General features: G+C 56.8%; 13 protein-coding genes and 1 tRNA gene. 1 reads left to right on the plus strand and 13 read right to left on the minus strand.

The window, feature by feature from the left end:
• Nucleotides 1-177: 177 nt before the first annotated feature.
• From AC1G9C_RS13390 to AC1G9C_RS13405, 4 genes are all read right to left on the minus strand, one after another.
• Nucleotides 178-351: an AlpA family phage regulatory protein gene (locus AC1G9C_RS13390; RefSeq protein WP_480407812.1), complete on the minus strand. Its 174-nt coding sequence runs from the start codon at nucleotides 349-351 to the stop codon at nucleotides 178-180.
• Nucleotides 352-488: 137 nt separating this feature from the next.
• Nucleotides 489-2,312, minus strand: a complete 1,824-nt coding sequence (locus tag AC1G9C_RS13395) for an Hsp70 family protein (RefSeq protein ID WP_480407813.1) — start codon at nucleotides 2,310-2,312, stop codon at nucleotides 489-491.
• Nucleotides 2,313-2,314: 2 nt separating this feature from the next.
• Nucleotides 2,315-3,565, minus strand: coding sequence for a hypothetical protein (locus AC1G9C_RS13400; protein ID WP_480407814.1), 1,251 nt, complete (start codon nucleotides 3,563-3,565; stop codon nucleotides 2,315-2,317).
• On the minus strand, nucleotides 3,562-4,665 hold the full coding sequence (locus AC1G9C_RS13405; RefSeq protein ID WP_480407815.1) for a hypothetical protein: 1,104 nt from the start codon (nucleotides 4,663-4,665) through the stop codon (nucleotides 3,562-3,564). Before AC1G9C_RS13405 ends, AC1G9C_RS13400 begins: the two co-directional genes overlap by 4 nt.
• 106 nt (nucleotides 4,666-4,771) lie before the next feature.
• Here AC1G9C_RS13405 and AC1G9C_RS13410 point away from each other — a divergent pair, with 106 nt between their 5' ends.
• Nucleotides 4,772-5,074, plus strand: a complete 303-nt coding sequence (locus AC1G9C_RS13410) for a hypothetical protein (RefSeq protein WP_480407816.1) — start codon at nucleotides 4,772-4,774, stop codon at nucleotides 5,072-5,074.
• A 9-nt stretch (nucleotides 5,075-5,083) separates the two neighbouring features.
• Here the strand turns inward: AC1G9C_RS13410 and AC1G9C_RS13415 are convergent, their stop codons facing one another.
• From AC1G9C_RS13415 to ihfA, 9 genes are all read right to left on the minus strand, one after another.
• The gene (locus AC1G9C_RS13415) at nucleotides 5,084-7,852 is read right to left on the minus strand and encodes a DEAD/DEAH box helicase (protein WP_480407817.1); all 2,769 of its coding nucleotides are present in this window, start codon (nucleotides 7,850-7,852) and stop codon (nucleotides 5,084-5,086) included.
• Nucleotides 7,853-7,861: 9 nt separating this feature from the next.
• Complete coding sequence (locus tag AC1G9C_RS13420; RefSeq protein WP_480407818.1) at nucleotides 7,862-8,374, minus strand: hypothetical protein; 513 nt, start codon at nucleotides 8,372-8,374, stop codon at nucleotides 7,862-7,864.
• The gene (locus tag AC1G9C_RS13425) at nucleotides 8,374-11,646 is read right to left on the minus strand and encodes a DUF1156 domain-containing protein (protein ID WP_480407819.1); all 3,273 of its coding nucleotides are present in this window, start codon (nucleotides 11,644-11,646) and stop codon (nucleotides 8,374-8,376) included. Before AC1G9C_RS13425 ends, AC1G9C_RS13420 begins: the two co-directional genes overlap by 1 nt.
• A gap of 10 nt (nucleotides 11,647-11,656) precedes the next feature.
• Nucleotides 11,657-11,869 carry a hypothetical protein gene (locus AC1G9C_RS13430; protein ID WP_480407820.1) on the minus strand — a complete coding sequence of 71 codons (213 nt, stop codon included), beginning with the start codon at nucleotides 11,867-11,869 and terminating at the stop codon, nucleotides 11,657-11,659.
• Nucleotides 11,870-12,076: 207 nt separating this feature from the next.
• The gene (locus AC1G9C_RS13435) at nucleotides 12,077-13,096 is read right to left on the minus strand and encodes a hypothetical protein (protein ID WP_480407821.1); all 1,020 of its coding nucleotides are present in this window, start codon (nucleotides 13,094-13,096) and stop codon (nucleotides 12,077-12,079) included.
• Nucleotides 13,096-15,843 (minus strand): DUF499 domain-containing protein, encoded by a 2,748-nt coding sequence (locus AC1G9C_RS13440; protein ID WP_480407822.1) that lies wholly within the window; start codon nucleotides 15,841-15,843, stop codon nucleotides 13,096-13,098. Before AC1G9C_RS13440 ends, AC1G9C_RS13435 begins: the two co-directional genes overlap by 1 nt.
• Nucleotides 15,844-16,081: 238 nt before the next feature.
• Nucleotides 16,082-16,158: transfer RNA gene (locus tag AC1G9C_RS13445), tRNA-Pro, on the minus strand.
• A gap of 76 nt (nucleotides 16,159-16,234) precedes the next feature.
• Nucleotides 16,235-16,591, minus strand: a complete 357-nt coding sequence (locus AC1G9C_RS13450) for a MerR family transcriptional regulator (RefSeq protein WP_021441988.1) — start codon at nucleotides 16,589-16,591, stop codon at nucleotides 16,235-16,237.
• Nucleotides 16,572-16,874 carry an integration host factor subunit alpha gene (ihfA, locus tag AC1G9C_RS13455; protein ID WP_003243414.1) on the minus strand — a complete coding sequence of 101 codons (303 nt, stop codon included), beginning with the start codon at nucleotides 16,872-16,874 and terminating at the stop codon, nucleotides 16,572-16,574. The genes AC1G9C_RS13450 and ihfA overlap by 20 nt, the downstream gene beginning before the upstream one ends.
• Nucleotides 16,875-16,877 lie beyond the last annotated feature (3 nt).

Raw genomic sequence — 16,877 nt, forward strand, 5'->3', positions numbered from 1 at the left:
CATCCCTCGAAACTCCGGAAACTGGCCCGAAAATCCGTAGGTTTGAGGTGAACGTGCTGAGTGAGATCGCCGTTGAGAATGAACAAGCGCGGCCCCTCTCTGAATTGGAATACCCGGTAGAGGCAAAACTGTGAACCGCCGCCGCAAGGGCAAGGCAACCGCCGCTCAAGCATCATGTTATCGACGAGCTTTAAGATCTCGCTGGGCAATCCTGCCTTTGATCCACTCGTGGACCTCGTTTTCTACCCAGCCGACACTGCGACCCACAAGTGGAACGGGCTTCGGAAACTCGCCTGAACCAATGAGTTGCCCGGTTGACTCGATAACCGCGCCTAACCGTAAAATTTTCATGATACGCAACCCTCTAAATAGCTCACAGAAGCGTAAGAAGATCACGGCGCCCTGATTACGCGGAGCTCATGACTTTAGCTGGCCCATGGTTTGCCTACATGTTCGGGCCAGATCACGCACTCAAACAATCCATCCAATCAGAAATCGAATTGCACTCGGCGAATATTGCCAGTTTTGCCAGAAGCACACTGGCATAAGGGATCATTGCTCCGCCGTCCACAGCCGCTACAGGGGGTGTAGTAGAGCTTCTCCCGTACCTGCAATGGCGTAAGTTCATCCTGGGTGTAGGGTGTCATCTTCTGCACTTCATGCAGATATTCGCCGGGAACTAGGGATTTGTCCTCACGCAGAGCCAGATTTGACCGAAGCAACAGCGCCCCCTTAAGGTCGCAGAATCTTCGGCCTTCAGGCTTTTTTAGTGCTGGATCCCCCAACTGCCCAATACCCTTCAGTCCTCCAAGACTCAATCCGAACTCCAGGTTATGGATTTCGGTTGCATCCTGATCATTAACAACAGTCGAGCACGCCTCGACCTTCAGAATCAGGTTCTCATCCACCCGCATATCCAGCTCAACGCGCTCGAATAAACGACCGCTCCGTTCATCCACCTTGACGCTGAGACTGGCCAGATTGTTGCGCGGATCACTTGCCTGCACATGCCGTCCATGACGGCGAGCAGGCACTTCCAACTGGATCTTCGCCACGCCATCACGAGGATCGGTGCAGTAGAGATTGAGTCGTTCGGCTTGCTGAATCGCACCTTCGCGGGGCATCACCGTGCCCGCCTTGATCGCCACATGGCGGGTATCGCGCGCCAGAGCCAGCTCGATGTTCTTGGCCAGCAGCAGATCAGCCCGGTCATGGGCGATCCAGGCGGCACCCTTGGAAATGATCAGTTGCCCCTCTTCCGATACACACAGCCGCTGCGGCCCGAACATTTCCAGCAGACGAGTCTTGATCAGCGGCATATTTACCATACCGCCAGTGGCCAGACACAGGCTGACATCTGAGGCCTCGAACCCAACCGCCCCCAACAGGCTGACGATCATTTCTAGCCCCTCGGCCAGCTTGCCGCTGACGATTTCCTCCAGCACTTCGCGAGACAGCTGATAGACAAGGTCGGGATCGAGGCCAGCTTGGTTGATACGGAAGCAATCTGGCACGTAGATCTGCGCCTGGCTCAGGCTCGACAGATCGATCTTGGCCCTCTCGGCACGCGCCAGCAGCTTTTTCTGGGCATCCGCCGCAACATCTACACCTTCAAGTGCCGCATGCTGGGCACAGTGACGGCGCACCACCTCATGCATAATCGACTCATCGATCACATCACCGCCCAAGTGACTGCAGCCATGGTTGGTGATCTGCACTAAATAGCCATCGACCAGTTGGCACAGGGTCAGGTCGAGCGTACCGCCCCCCCAGTCGAACACCAGCATGTACTGGCGATCCAGGCGACGGATCTCGCTAGCAAAGTCGGGCAGATCGCGCAGATGTCCGTATAGTGCCGCCAGTGGTTCATGGACAAACTGATCGATGGTTACACCCGCCAGGCGAAACGCTTCGCGCAAGTCACGGCGGCGTTCACCACTCATGTCGACCGGGATAGTCACCACAGCGCGACTGTAATCCCCCGGCCGCTCATCCCGTGCATGTCCAGTCACATAGCGGACGATGTCGGCCACCATCTGTCGCGGGCTACGGCTCACGCCATCCACATGCACCGAATGCTTGCCGAGCAGGGTTTTCGGTGAGCGCACCACGTTGCCAATCACCCCAAGCCCGGAGCTAGACAGCCGACCCTTGGCTTCGTGCCCGACGACCACTTCGTCGCCGTCATAGCACACCACCGATGGATGAGGTGAACCACCATTGTCCTCATCCACGTAAGCAATGCAGCGGTCACCCTCGACCACAGAGATCAGGCTGTTAGTCGTGCCAAAATCAAATCCGTAGATGGCCATGTTTACCTGTCCTTGATCCGACTGATTTCCTTGTTCAACTTCTCGACCACGCTCCCAAGGTACTCACGGGCGACAGTCACCTTGGGCGGCTCCCGGTCCAGCGCAATGAGGACGTCCTGAAGGATTGGCATCTCGCTATTCAGCACACGCAGAACCTGCCCACGCAAACGCGACAGGTCATCATTGGAGTGCACTTCTTGGATGCGCGACTGCTCCTGGGCAGCACCCAGTTGCGCCTGGAGCTCATCTAGCCGGGCAGTCTTGTCGGCAAGCTCAGCCTCGCATGCTTTCAGCTGCTCTTCAGTCTGGCTCTTGCCTACAGCCAACTGGCGCATTTCGCGCTCGAGCTGATCAGCCCGAGCATCGGCCTGCTGAACCATGCGCGCCTGATCATCCAGCAGCCAGGTCAGGCCCGGCACATCCCCGAACGGCTGGCTGGCTAGCAGACGAACCAGCCCATCGCTCCGCTCACGTTGCAGCGGATTTGGTGCAAGGATCGAGCGGCGCAGCACACCTGCTAGCTCGCGGGGAGCAGTACCCTGGTAGAGGCGCCACTGGCAGGCCAGATAAAAACCGCATTCCAGACGCTTCTGAGCCTTCTTCTTTTCCGGCGCCGACACCTCAGAGGCAGCCACCTTCTGCACGGCATCCCGGACCTCATTAGCCATGACTTCAAGGCTCAATCCGTCCTCTGTGGTTCGGGGCAACCAAGACTCCAGAGAGCGTTTACCCTGCCCCTGTACCCGCCGCCCGACCTCAGCGGCAAAGTAGCGTAACTGCTCCTCGATACTCCGATAACCATTCAGGTCTGCAGCTAGCAGCATCAGATTGAGGCTTTTCTCCAGGGTCGGGTCGTTCTCCTCTGCAAGGGCCAATAGCTCGTAGCGCCGGATCTCTTCGATTCTTGAGCTTTTCACCAGCTTGCGCAGTGTTGCTTCCGGCAAGGTCGACTTGGTCTTCCCAGCGTAAAAGTGCTCAAGGAAATCAGCCAGGCTCTCGATCTTCTGCTGCTCCTTGTCCTTCGACTTTAAGGTGCTGACCGTATCCGGAGTGGCCTCGGCTACAGCTTTGCGGGCCTCATCTACTAGCGCTTCTGGCACAAAGTCGCTGGCAACTGGCGCGGCCTGGACAACTTCCACCGAAACCTCCAGCTCCGACACCTCCTGACGCCTGGCCGGCTGAAGCATCTCTTTCGCCCCAGTTTTCCGGCTCATCACAGGTACGCTACCCGGCTTGCTCATCTTGTCACTCATTGATTTATTCTCTCTAGCACCTGCTCGGCGTAGCCAGCGAAGACCGCATCATTCAGCAAGCGGCGCGCCATCCGCCGAAGCTCATCTGTCGACCGGTAGGTGCGTCCCCACTCCAGCCACAGCACCAAAGCCTTGGTTCGGTCTTCTGCCGTCCATATCGAACTGACACTGACCTGCTGCAAATCATCCAGCTCCCCTTCCTGTCGCTTATCCGGCAGGGCCATCCAGCTCAAAAGCCTGTCGGTGGCGTGATCAACGGGCAAACGCGCGTGAGCCTCCTGCGGCACTCCCGCACAGCCCTTCACAGGCTTTCCAGCCCAGCCTGCAAAAAGGCTAGCTGCAGCAGCTAGCGCTGGCGCATCGGCTTGGCTAGTAACCTGGACGAAGCTGTTGAACGAAAAGTTGATAATGCCGCGCATCGTCCGAGCCAGCGGCCTGTCCACGTAGCGTAAGGCCTCCAGCGCCCGATTGAAGCGCTCCTTGTAATGAGCATGACTCAGCTGCGTACCACCCCGCTGATCCTTGGCCAACACACCGTAGAGATACTGGCAAACCCCCTCTAGGTATTCATTGGCTGTCTTCAGCGACTTGCAGGCCTCGGCAAAACGCCGGACATCATCGACACTCAGCTCGTTATCAAGAAAAAGCGTATTGAAAATGTCCTCAAGGCGCTGCAGCTCTGCAAGCTCCGGAATACAGAAGCGCAAATCGAGTCGTTCAGTAGTGTCCTGATTGCCAAGCTCCAAGACATGGAAGCCCTGCCGACACTCGGCAAGCCTCAGAAACAGCTCTTCCGGGGCCATAGTTTGCCCATTCAGAGAGACCCTGTGGCAACTGCCCAGCAGCCAATCCGTGGCCTGGACAGGTGCATGAATCACGGTTCCGCTATTACCTAACAGCTGCCCACACAGCAAGAGCTCCGGCTTACGGTATGGATGTGCCGTGAAAAAGTGATCACGGCGCGCCTGAGCACTGTCAAAGTGCGCCGAGCAGCGCGGGCACTCGTAGACTATCGGCAGCAACACCACCGGTGGCGACTCCGGAATGCTGACGCTGCCGCCAGCGTTACCAGGGTCGATAAAGCTCAGATACCAGGCCATCCATTTCCCCATCTAACTCAAGCTACAGTGCTTGGGACTTTATTGAAGTGGTCTGATCCGAGCGTGCTTTGGTAAGCTCCGCCGCCTCACGGGCAGGCAACAGACCATGAAACTCCTAAACACCTACGACGACCGCGACGAAGCTGAGGAAGCCGCCGAAAAACTAACCGGTGAAAAACGTCTGGCCAGCGAGCGTGACGCTACGATTACCATCTATAACCTTTTTGGCATACCGAGCTGGGGTAACTTCCACCGCCTTGGTATGTATAACCTAGCCGAGCTAAAGGAACTGCTGGATCGCCGCCCAACATGGCAACCAAATGACCAGATGAGGCATGAAGAGATTCTATCGGTACTGTCCAGCATGGCCAGGAATTACGAGATCGAGGTCCCAGCTCACTGGTTTTAGCCCATACAGCTAGCTGACGATCTCAACATAACCAATCAGCTCCGCCGAATAGCTGCCATCACCATTCGCGGCCCCCTTGTGCTTGAGCTCCCGCTGCAGTGTAGGTTCAACCACTTGTGCGAATAGTTCCTGTCGCTGCTCTGGTTCGAACATCGGCAAGGCTACCGGTGCCTTCAGGTACTGCTCCGCCTGTCGCTCGACCGCCGGAACACGAGTGCCGTCCTGCTTGACGGCAATGGGTTGAAGGACGACACGGCGCTCACCGTTACCGGCGGACGATTCGATCATCCAGAGAGAAAGTAGAACCGGCGCGTCCACATACCCTGAAACCGCAATGCCAATATCTTCAGGTGCAACGCTGCGCCAGCGTCCAAATTCTTCCTGTATCAGCGGATGATCCAGGCCCATCAGTTCCACGTTATCGCTGCTGGTTGCCGTATCGCGGTTCAAGGTAAATCGTGCCCGACGTGTGCCATCAACCGTCACAAGGTCGTACGTTTCGTCGTCGATTTTGACTAGGCGCTGCTGACGATCCGCCACTGCTGCCGACAGGAAACGTACCAGCCGATCCAGGCTGGACGACACGTCGGAGAACGGCTTGTAGTCATCAAGACTGAAGCCGTCGAGGTCTTGGAACAGATCAAACACCACCTGCCGCGCCTCGCGTGAGTTCGACAACGCCGCTTCCAGTTCCACTTGTGTGCGTTTCAATTCAGGATCGGACAACGCTTCCTGGTAAAGACGGTCGTAATTGAGACGCTCGGATAGCTGGCCAAGAATCTGCGCGCGCAGGTCTTCGGCAACCTTGCCTTGGTCGTCGACCTTACCGACTGTCTTGGCAATTTCCGTCAGCTTCTCGTCGAGCATCAGGAAAATTCGTCCTTCGATAGTGTCGGACAGAACCAGGTTGTAGACCTGTGCCGTGTGATTTTGTCCATAACGGTGGATGCGCCCAATTCGTTGTTCCACATCCATCGGATTCCACGGCAAATCGAAATTGAACAGGATTCGCGCGAACTGCAAATTCAAGCCTTCGCGGCCGGCCGCTGTACAAACCAGTACACGCGGCCCATCTTTCAGACGGAATTTCCGCTCTGCCGCCAACTTGGCACCGTGATCGCCGCCGCGCAGCACAACCACACCCTGGCCGGGATAGGCCTGCTCAATCTCACGTGCAATCAGATCGACCGTGCCGAGGTAGGTGGCAAAGATGACGATCTTCTCGCCGGCATTCTGCCGCCACAGATAGCCCAAGCCATCCAGCAACTTCTGCGCTTTGGTTTCCCGCTGGAGCGGAAAGACCTTGAGCAAATCGCCGATACGCAGGCGCTCCTCGGGCAAATGCAGCTCCACGACTGCAGAAGCAGCTTCCTCTGCGTGCGTTGCAGAGTACTCGCTGCCGTAAGGGTCGGAGGCCATTTCCAGGGCCTCCTCATCTAACTTCTTGACCAAGCGGTATTTGAGGTCGGCGAGCACACGATCCACTTCACTTCGCCCGATGCTGTCATGCGGCAGGCCAAACTCCTCATGAATTAATGCCCGCGCTTCCTCAGTCAGGCGCTCACGGCCTTCAATATCAAGCTCTTTGTCCCGCAGCAGCGCTTCGTGCAGGGTCAGCATAAGCAAGCGGCGCTTGAGCGTGCGGCGCACAGCCGCGAAGCTGGACGCTGCGATCTTCTGAAAGATCGCCATCAAAAAACCTAGGGCACGCCCCTTGTTACCCTGGCGGCGGGCTAGGTCGAAGCCGTCCTCCAGATACTCACGCAGCTTCTCGTAGAACAGTCGCTCTGCCTGATTCATCAGGAAAGATTCGGTATGCACCCAACGCCTTGCAAACAATGGCGATCCATCAGGCTGACAGGCATCAGCCTTAGTGCGACGAAACATCACCGTATTGAGACGATGGCGGTTTTCCAACATCTCTTCGGGGCTGCGAAAGAGCGTGGGATTCAGGAGCTGAGCCAGCATCCAGAACTGGAAATGATTGCCTTGGTGGGGAGTGGCCGACAGCAGCATCAGATCACGCGAATGATCCTTCAAGGCCTCAGCCAGTTTGTAGTTCTCGGTCTTCCTGACCTTGCCCCCAATGCGGTGTGCCGTCAGATGGTGCGCTTCGTCGAACACCACAAGATCCCAACAAGGGGCATCAAGCAGGCGCTTGATACGTGCCGGGCGTTTGAGGGTGTCGATGCTGGCTATCAGCCGATCGTGTTTGGCAAAAGCATTCGTCTTGCGGTCGGTGATGTCACCCTCGGAGCCGAAAACCTCGAAATCAAGGTTGAACACTTCGTTCAGCTCGCGGTGCCAGTTGTTCACCAGCCCTGCGGGCACCACCATCAGAGCGCGATTCAACTCGCCTCGGCTAGCCAGCTCTCGCAAGATAAGCGCAGTTTCAATGGTCTTGCCCAAGCCCACCTCATCGGCAATCAGATAGCGCCTGGGAGATGCCGTGGCAATCCGATGTGTCAACACCACTTGATGCGGTAGCAGGTCGATCTTGGCCGAGGTCAGCGCCGATGCGCTCTCCATGACGGGCAGAGCATGGGCCTCGTAAGAGAGCCAAGCCTTTCTGGCTCGCTCTGCGCTGCCATCGACCGTTCGCAGGATGCGTTCAGTGCGCGAGACTTGGCGATGTACGGCACCGACCGGCACACGACGCTCACCCACGCCGAAGAAGGCACGAACGTAACCATCATGCGCGAGGTCAAGAACTACGCCCTGACCGAATTCATGGTGGGAGATCCGTTCGCCAGGTTGAAACTGTGTTTCTATTTCCACACGTCAATCTCAGGTAATTCGCAAATGGAAAAGACCCGCAGCTTTCGCGCCCTCGCGTAGCAGAATTTCCTGCGGATACTCGTTGGCCTCGCCCCAGAGTAATCGGCCAAAGTCGAGCTGCTTTCCACGGTGCGGCGCTTCGCACAACCACGACACTGCATCGGTAGTAGTTTGCACACTGAGGCGTTTATCTCCCTGCGGAATCCAGAAGATCAACGCACCATCGCCTCCCCATTCGTCCTGAAACGAGAGAATCGCGCGTTTTATCGTATCACCCAACCACACTTCACCCTGATCAGGCGCCAGCAAATCAAGACTACCCTCGAGGCCAGCAACCACCAGTGTTCTGCCTTGGTTACTAGGTAGATCCTCGGGCCACCCGCCCCCATTCGGAGCGGCGGCCAATAAGAACTGCCGAAGACTCCACACTTCGCCAGCAGCGCACACTGTATTGCGAGCTTCCTCATCCCATAGCCAACTGGTACCGCGCCGTTGCCATACCGTGTCGAGCACCTGCCTCATTACGCATACTCCCCATCGTCATTAAACAGCGATCCTTGCTGCGGCTTGGGTGCCTGGCTGGCTTGCCAGGTCGTGAAGATCGACACCGCACGCGAGGCTCCATTTCGGGTGGTTTGATCTGGGCCGTTCTTCTGCAACCACTCCAGCAACGGCTTGAGGGCAACGTGCGGAGTAAAATTCTCGTTCTTCAACGTGTCCGAAGCATTGATACCGCTACCGTCGACACATGCGCCGATCAGAACCAGTGCTTGATCAAGATCGGAAACCAGTTTGTGCTTCTGCTTCCCATGCCACGCTCTGGCGAAATCGAGAGGATTGGTACGCGTAAACACCTTCTTCTCCTCACTACACCAGCCTCGCTGCACAAAATCATCGGGCGTAGTGATGGTGCCACGCAGAAATTTCTGTAACTGGTCACGCTTCATCTCGCTGACAGCACCGAAGGTGCGCAGAAACTGACGGGTGATCGGCTCAGCATTTACCGGCGGGGGCTCTTTCCCTTTATCGGCGTCTTCGTCAATAAGTTGGTTGATACCGACGAGCGCATCCCTGACCGAGATGGTGCGGTTTTCATCGACATAGACTTTGCCGTAGTGGCGAGAGAAATATTCCAACGCCTTGCCGCGTCGGATTACCTGAAGGTCTGCGGCAGGCAAGCCCTCCTTAGCGTGGTTTTCCAGCATTGCCTGCAGTTGGCGCACATCCGCCATCACCTCACGGCGCATCCGACCCCAGCTAACCGGCTTGGGCTCTTCGGTACGCTTGCGGCAGACGTGAATGATGTCGTATTCGATGGTTTGTGAGCCAAAGGTTCCAGGCTTCGCCCCATCACCCTTTGTTTCATCGGAGCGAATGGGGTACGTTGCTTCGAGGTAGAACCCAGCATCAAACAGCGATTCCAGCACCGCCACCCAAGGCTCATCCGCGCTATGGTGAAAAGTGAAGGCCAGGATGCCGCCTGGCTTCAAAAGGCGATGTGCCTCGCACCAACATTGGGTCAGGAGTCGCTGATAAAAGCCATCTGGGTCTTCCGGTTCCCTAGCTCGGTTGGCCACAGCCTCCAGCGATTTGGGAGTGTACTCTCCGCCGAAAATTGCTGGGTACTTGCTCTTCAGAACCAAGCGCAGCCAGACATAGAAAAAGTCTGCTAGTTCTGAGTAGTGGAGCAAGCCACCAAAAGGCGGATCAGTGATAACCAAATCTAGGCTGCCACTCTCCAACTGGGCAAGATCGGTGGACGAACCTTGATGCACCGCCACGTCCAGCACAGGGTCGCCGGGAAAGACCTTTTCGCTCTTTCCGCTCAACTGCTTCGCCAGCAGTGGCTCGCGACGCGTCAATGCTTCGGTGCTTACGGCTTCCCAGGGCTGAATCGCCCATTCGCGGCCTTCAATAATACCTTCGGAGCTTGAGGCCCAGTTGCCACGCCCCAATGCTGGAAAAACACAGTTTTCAACTACAGTCGATTTCGGGTGATAGTTGTTATTCGCAAACTGTGGTTCGAGCTTGTCACCCTGAACATTCCATAAAGTGAACAGGCTTTGATTGCGCAAATATTGCTGAAAAGCCCCGAGCACAAACTCCCTCACCGTCCAGTCATAGTCACCGTTTTCAACAATTGCCTTGAGTAGTTGCGCATGTACCAGCAACTGGCGTGGATTGAACATCGTCCACCAATGCGTGAAACCATGATTTGGTAGCCCCCCGTTGTTCATGTGCGTCATGAAGCCGTAAGGAAGCTCAGAGCGTGGCCAGTAATCTTTTAAGTCACCCTCCTTACGTGCCTCCCACTCCACGAACGCCGCTTCATACTGCTGGGTGTATGTCTGGTCATAGGCAGCAAAAAAGCGACCGCTGTAGGGCTTACCCGCCTCATCGCGCCCGGGCGCGTAACCATGAACCGCGTAACCAGCCATCGGGCCGGTTTTGCCGGTAGCCTTGATGGTGGTCAATACATCCTGCACAGTGCCGCAGGCTGCGCAAGCGTAGTGGGATTTTTTTGGAACCGTGCCATTTTCGGGGGAAAAAGTGACCTTGGTTTCCGGGCAGGTCACCTCCTCCGGCAATGTTCCACGAACCTCCAACAAGCGAATCTTGGAGGCACGCACCCTGCCCCAGCGCGAGGTCGCGGCCAGGTCATCCTGGAGTGAGCCACCATAGACGTGGTTATTCTCATCCTGCCTGGGTGAACCGGCCAACCATTGCGGATGCACCAGCAGACTCAATTCAACCTTCTTGTTCTTACCCTTACCCAGCTTGATCTGGCCGCGTGAGCCGGCAATAGCCAATCCGTCTTTGGGGTGGATATTGGCTGCTGCAATATCTCCGCAGTGAGGACAGGTAACGCCCGATACAGGATCAAGCACCGCATAGGGCTGCTCCGTAGGCGCCACGAATAGCGGTACATCAGCAGCCATTCGCGCTGCGTCAGCTTCAATATGGAACTGTCCCCCACATTTGCCGCAAGCGTGCTCCCAGTGCTTGACGGTGAGGGCCTTCACCGCCATCACAGGGCTGGTCATGATTGGCGTTCGGTGGCCGCAGCCGGTCACCTGACAAGGGCCGTGCTTGGCCCAAAAGGTGTAGATGATCTCCGGGCCTTCGTAGTGGTAGTCCTTGCGCTCGTTGCGGGGAATAGTCAGTGGGTCGAAATCAGCTGGCATTACCTTCTGGGTTGGTAGGTGCGTCCACGTACCTTTTTCACCTTCTGGGCCGTCGCAGTAGTAGTACGGCATGATCTGCGGCTTGACCTCAGCCTCGATATCGGCGAGAAGGCGCTTTACTTCCTCCAAATCGACGTTGGCCAGCTCTTGCTTGACCACGAACCAGGCGACCGGATTCAGGTCGTTACCAACCATCTGCATGCCGAGACGTGAGCCTTCAACCAGCGTGGTGCCGCCGCCCATGAAGATATCGGCCACCTTCAGGTTCTTAAACGCACCTTTTTTCTGGTGGTTCGCGTAGTAGTTTTCCCAAACCAGCTTGGCTGCGTGCGATTTGTCTTCTGGGGCCTTGGTCGCCGCTGCGAGCAGCATGGAGCGGAAAACACTGGAACGACGACGCGCCCACCACTTCGACATCTGGTAAATCGGCTTGCCCGCATTACCCTCGATGATCGCCACCTGATTGACGGGCAGGATCGGGAAGTCCACCTCCAGGCAAGTCTTGGGACGATTCGGATCGTTGAAGTCGACGGTCTCAAGCGCAACCGCCTTACCTGCCCCAACAGCCTTGGCGACTTCCTGCGCGAGTAGTTCTTTTTTAGTGGCCATTCAAATTTCCTTAATCTTCTTGTGCGCGGGACTGGTGGCGCATGTTTTCTACGGCGGCAACCAGATCGACTTGTGCCGTTGGGGCGGCCCAACGGGTCCAGAAGCGGATCGTTGCACTACGTGGTTCGTGCTTGGGCTTCGACATCTTGATACGAGTCGACAGCAGGGTGGCATCGCCCACCACCACAGCCTCGCCCACATCCAACGTCGGTAGCACCTCCATCAGCCCCTCCAGATATTTTTTGCTTCATCTGTGGTCAGCACGTCGTCAACGGTATTTGCAAGTGCTCTGCCAGAGCTCCCATACCAGGAAGGCCATAGCCGCAAGAGAATCCAGACCCGACAAGGAGCACCGGAGCTTTACGAAAAGCGCCCTGTATTTCGTTGAAGAGCTCGTCAGGCAAATCTGCTACCGCCATATCGTGCCCGCCTATTTGGTCAGCTCAACAAATGGCGACAACACCTCCAACAGCGAGAGGCCTCCGTGCGTCAGAGTCGGGTAACCGCCTTGGCTACGCCATTTTCTTCGTCCCATAGCCAACAAATGAGCCCCGTGAGGACTCTGAATTTGCAAAGCAACCGGAGGAACGAAGGGGCCAGGGTCACCATTACCAGCATTACTACGCCCGCTGGAAAAAGTCTGTTTGAGGTGGGCGGCGACCTCACCATCGGCATCGGGGAAGTAACCCGTGGCGGCGTAGCCGTGATCCGAGGTAATGACCAAGCGCCGCCCAGTAGCCAGGCGCTCAACAAAGGCCCAAAAGTCCTCGCTGGAAAGCTGCTGCGCTGCGTCCTTGGTCAGCAGCTCAAGCCCCTGGCCTGCGCCATAGTCATGCAGCTTGGCATCCGGCCAGTGATGCCAGAACACCCAGTTCTTCGCCCCGGACGCACTGAGAACCAGACTTTCACAGTCCTTCCAAGGTAGATCGATGGTCTCGGTCTGAGCCGGTTGCAGCTTGTGAGCTAAGCCACCTCCGTTGGCCTGCAATTGACTGCGACTTGCCAAGCCCAGTGCACGGGCGAATTGGTTGGTTTCACTAGGCAACTCAGAGGCGGTAGCTGTAACACCTTGCAGAGTAAAACCGCGCTCTTTGGCGCCCTGCAGCAACCAAGGCAGCTCCCGCAAGCTCAAGGCATCCAGAACCAGCACAGCACGGGCTGCGTTATTGCCATAGCTCGGCTCGGCCCACCAACGAGCTAGACGATCGGAAGTGCGCTCGACAGCGCTGATCTCGGGTTGACCGAAACACTGCCACAGATCCCAACCACTGGAAGCGAGAAACAGATCAAGCTCTCCGATCTCTCGGTCGCGCTTGACGACCTCGCCCGGTGCGTTGCCCTCGGCCAATGGTCGTGAAGCGATATCAAGCGTGCGCTCAATAATGAATTGCCACGCATCCGATGCGGAACCTTGAGTTAGGCGCTGCAATATTGCTGCATCGAGTGCCATCAGCTGTCCTCCTTCTCAAGACTCAGCTCGAAAGTCATTCCGTCTGGCAACTTCTTGAGCAGTTCCTTGAGCTGAGCACCGGTAATCTGCGTGCTTTGACCAGCAGACACTCTGATCGAGACCTCTGCCACGGGCGTGGCTGGGCCAATGCCCCATCCTTCAAGCTTGCCGATCAGGTTGAGCGGCGAGGTTGGCGGGTTGGAGAGCGGGATGCGCAGTTTGGTAGTACTGCCAGTACCACCGAAGATTTCGCCAGGTGCTGGGGCTGGCTCGGGCGAAGTACCGGGGTGCGGTTCTTGTACACCGGAAGCGGTGCCCCCCCCAAAGATGTCGCCTCCGGTTCCAGCTGCGGGTAATTGCGGCACCTGTGGCGTAGTGCCACCGGTAGCGGGCACGGCCGAGGGCTCCATGAGGAAAACTTCATCCAGTTGACGCCCGGTGTAGGACAGTTTGGGCCGCAAGCGCCGCCACGCCGATTCCTCGTCTTCGCCTGCGTGGGTTTGCAGATGCTCCAAATTACGCAGGTTGATGGCGATCTTGCCGCGTGCGCATAGGCGCAGGATGCGCTCCTTCATGGTGGTTTCACCCAGCCAGGGGATGCAGTCCTGGCCAGCCGGGCGGGGTTCCTGCAGCTCGCGCAGTAGCTTGCCAAGGGGCGCATTTTCCGAGGCGGCCTCGAGCACGAGGTCTTCGAAGTCTTCAGGCACGAAAAGATCGTTGGTCAGCGTTTCCTCGATACCTTCGGGGATTTGTGCTCCTTGCTTTTTCAGATGCTCGACACTGAAAAGGGATTGCAGTGGGCTCTGGTGATCATAGCGGTGCAGTACAGCGAAACGGTCGAAGCGCCTCTTAAGGTTTTCACGCAGGGTGCCTTCGAACTCTTTGTGCAGTTTTTTGTATTCCGGGCTCTGGCCGCTCCACTCCTGCGCCTTCATTTCAGCGCGTGCGAGGATGAGCAGATCTCGATCCAGGAATGCATTGGTGGAACCAGATCTGGGCAGCAGGAAGCGAATGGTGTTACGACGCTTTTGCAGGTGATCTTTGAGCCAGCGGCCAAGTGCCTGATCAATTTTTTCCGGCTCTTCCGGTAGTACCAGGACGGGCAGACGGTCATCCCAGCGCTCAGGCTGCTCGGCTTCGTCAAGTGGTGTCCATGGGTCTGTCTGCCAGGATCTCGGCAATGCAATTACACGGAAGTTTATTGCGACCTCGTCGCTGCCGCCGATTACGTAGCGAATCTGCTTGGCCAGCTGCGCCTGATCAGAGCCATCGGTGAACAGTTTGTCGTTACGGGCACAAGCCATCAATTTGGCCCGTGGGTTTTCTTCCTCACGGAAGACCAGGCGTGGGCCGTCCTGATGGATGTTGAAGCTGTTCTCAATAATCGTCGCCAGTTCAACCTGGAAGGCATTACCGTCTACCGGCTTGCTACGCGTGATGTCAACCTGCAGCGTGGCTGGATCGGCCCCGGCAAGATTGCCAACGGCAATCGACCGCAGCCACAGTGCGCCCACAATCTCTTGCAAGTGCGGCGCAAGATCTGCATGGTCGTACACTGCCTCGGTTACCGAGATGATGTTGTGCTGTGCCTTTTCTCGCAGGGTGCGATGGTGCTCGTTGGACACCGAGTCCAACAGCGCGCCAATGCCCGAGGCATCGTCATCCAGCCGGAAGTCGGCGGCGGTGAGCACAGGCACTGCTTCGCCACGGCTCTTGTAAAGGTTGGCCAGGATACGAATCATGTCGCGCGTTTCCTGCGCGTCAGTGGCTATCAGCACCTGTTCCTCCAGCAGACGCAACAGGTGTGGTGCATAAGGCCAAGACTCGGTGAATTCGCGGCGTTTGCGCTCCTGCTCGGCCGGCGGCACATCAAGCAGGCGGAAGTATTCTGAGACGTGCTGGGCGACCAATGACTCAATAGTGCCGTCAGCTATCTGAAGACGGTTGTCGAACAAACGGTGCAGCAACATTCGCCGCCGATCCTGCTGGATGCGCTCAGCATTGCCCCCCGCTTTGAAGTCAATGGCTACAGGATTAACGCGGTGTACCTGCTGGTAGGCATCGCTGCCACCATTACGGACGGAGATCACGAGCACCAACAAATCTGGCCGCTCTTTGGCAATCTCCGAAAGGATCTGGATGAAGTTAAACGCCCAGTTCTTCCATGGGTACTGCTTAGTATTTGTCAGGCCGTCGTACCAGGTCTGGAATTCATCCAGCAGCAACATTGTTGGCGTGTGCTCTAGGAGCTCAACGATGAGTTTGTCAGATGGGATATCGGTCTTGGCCGCCCCCATACCCTCCCACTTACCTTTGATGAATTCGCCGCGAGGATGGCGCTCGAACAACAAATCCCACAAAAATTTGTAGCGCTGGCGGTGAAGGCTCTCGCCAATGACCAACATTCCATTGCGCAAAGCGATCTGACTGACATGGGCATCACCTAGCGTGGCAGCCCATCCGTTTAGCCAGGCCCCAGTCGATACTGGATCGTTAACGGCGTGATAAAGAGCAGCCATCAAGTGGGACTTACCCAGACCACGCTCCCCGATCACTACCACCGGACGCCCCTGGTTAGGGCCTACGGCCTCAATGCCCTTTAACAGGTCATGGGTCGGATAGGTGATCTCAAGAAACTGCTGTGCGGCAATTTGCGTCGCACCAGTATTTGCGTCGTTGGAGAGCTCGATTGCTGTCCCTTTGAGGCGCTTGCCTCGAAACTCTTCCCGTAAAGTCAATCCAAGCATTATTCAAGCTCCCCAACAAAAATTGGGCCCTCAGGCTCTGGCTATTCACCTTGCACTACCAACATGAGACCTTGGGCTCGGCTTTTGTGACCAAATAGCCAAAAAGACATCATGGATAAGCCAATCTCAATTGGCAACCAATTGGCAACCAGAAAGCCATTTTCCTGGAATCGCAACAAAACCATCGGGCATAAAAAAATCCAACCACCGCTAAGTGGTTGGATTTTCTAGGGTTTTTTGGTCGGGACGGAGTGATTCGAACACTCGACCCCTTGCACCCCATGCAAGTGCGCTACCGGGCTGCGCTACGCCCCGACGATGCTTACGTGTTACCGAAAGCGGGAAGAACTATACATTAAGCTTTTGAATTAAGGCAACTTTTTCTTTTGCCCTATTTCCGCAGGACGTGCAACACGTCCTCGAGCTCGACGATCATCTGCTTGATCAGCTGACGATACTGGGTGGTGTCGTCCTTGGCCTCGTCGCCGGAGAGGCGCTGACGCGCCCCGCCGATGGTGAAGCCCTGATCGTAGAGCAACGCGCGAATCTGCCGGATCATCAGCACGTCCTGGCGCTGGTAGTAACGGCGGTTACCCCGCCGCTTGACCGGATTGAGTTGTGGAAACTCCTGTTCCCAATAACGCAGGACATGGGGCTTGACCGCGCAGAGCTCGCTGACTTCGCCGATGGTGAAGTAGCGCTTGCCGGGTATCGCCGGTAGCTCGTCGTTATGACTTGGTTCCAGCATATGCCTCGACCCTGGCCTTCAGTTTTTGCCCTGGACGAAAGGTGACCACACGGCGAGCCGTGATCGGGATCTCCTCTCCTGTTTTCGGGTTGCGGCCGGGTCGCTGGCGCTTGTCGCGCAAGTCGAAGTTACCGAACCCGGAAAGCTTGACCTGTTCGTTCAGCTCCAGAGCCTGGCGGATCTCTTCAAAAAACAGCTCCACCAGCTCCTTGGCTTCCCGTTTGTTCAGGCCGAGCTCTTCGTACAGACGTTCCGCCATTTCAGCTTTCGTCAGAGCCCCCATACG

Source organism: Pseudomonas sp. ABa2, from assembly GCF_056676075.1.

Excerpts from the sequence above, each read along its gene's own strand:
- AC1G9C_RS13390 (WP_480407812.1), bottom strand. The coding sequence starts at position 351 with ATGAAAATTTTACGGTTAGGCGCGGTTATCGAGTCAACCGGGCAACTC.
- AC1G9C_RS13395 (WP_480407813.1), bottom strand. The coding sequence starts at position 2,312 with ATGGCCATCTACGGATTTGATTTTGGCACGACTAACAGCCTGATCTCT.
- AC1G9C_RS13400 (WP_480407814.1), bottom strand. The coding sequence starts at position 3,565 with ATGAGTGACAAGATGAGCAAGCCGGGTAGCGTACCTGTGATGAGCCGG.
- AC1G9C_RS13405 (WP_480407815.1), bottom strand. The coding sequence starts at position 4,665 with ATGGCCTGGTATCTGAGCTTTATCGACCCTGGTAACGCTGGCGGCAGC.
- AC1G9C_RS13410 (WP_480407816.1), top strand. The coding sequence starts at position 4,772 with ATGAAACTCCTAAACACCTACGACGACCGCGACGAAGCTGAGGAAGCC.
- AC1G9C_RS13420 (WP_480407818.1), bottom strand. The coding sequence starts at position 8,374 with ATGAGGCAGGTGCTCGACACGGTATGGCAACGGCGCGGTACCAGTTGG.
- AC1G9C_RS13425 (WP_480407819.1), bottom strand. The coding sequence starts at position 11,646 with ATGGCCACTAAAAAAGAACTACTCGCGCAGGAAGTCGCCAAGGCTGTT.
- AC1G9C_RS13430 (WP_480407820.1), bottom strand. The coding sequence starts at position 11,869 with ATGGAGGTGCTACCGACGTTGGATGTGGGCGAGGCTGTGGTGGTGGGC.
- AC1G9C_RS13435 (WP_480407821.1), bottom strand. The coding sequence starts at position 13,096 with ATGGCACTCGATGCAGCAATATTGCAGCGCCTAACTCAAGGTTCCGCA.
- AC1G9C_RS13440 (WP_480407822.1), bottom strand. The coding sequence starts at position 15,843 with ATGCTTGGATTGACTTTACGGGAAGAGTTTCGAGGCAAGCGCCTCAAA.
- AC1G9C_RS13450 (WP_021441988.1), bottom strand. The coding sequence starts at position 16,591 with ATGCTGGAACCAAGTCATAACGACGAGCTACCGGCGATACCCGGCAAG.
- ihfA (WP_003243414.1), bottom strand. The coding sequence starts at position 16,874 with ATGGGGGCTCTGACGAAAGCTGAAATGGCGGAACGTCTGTACGAAGAG.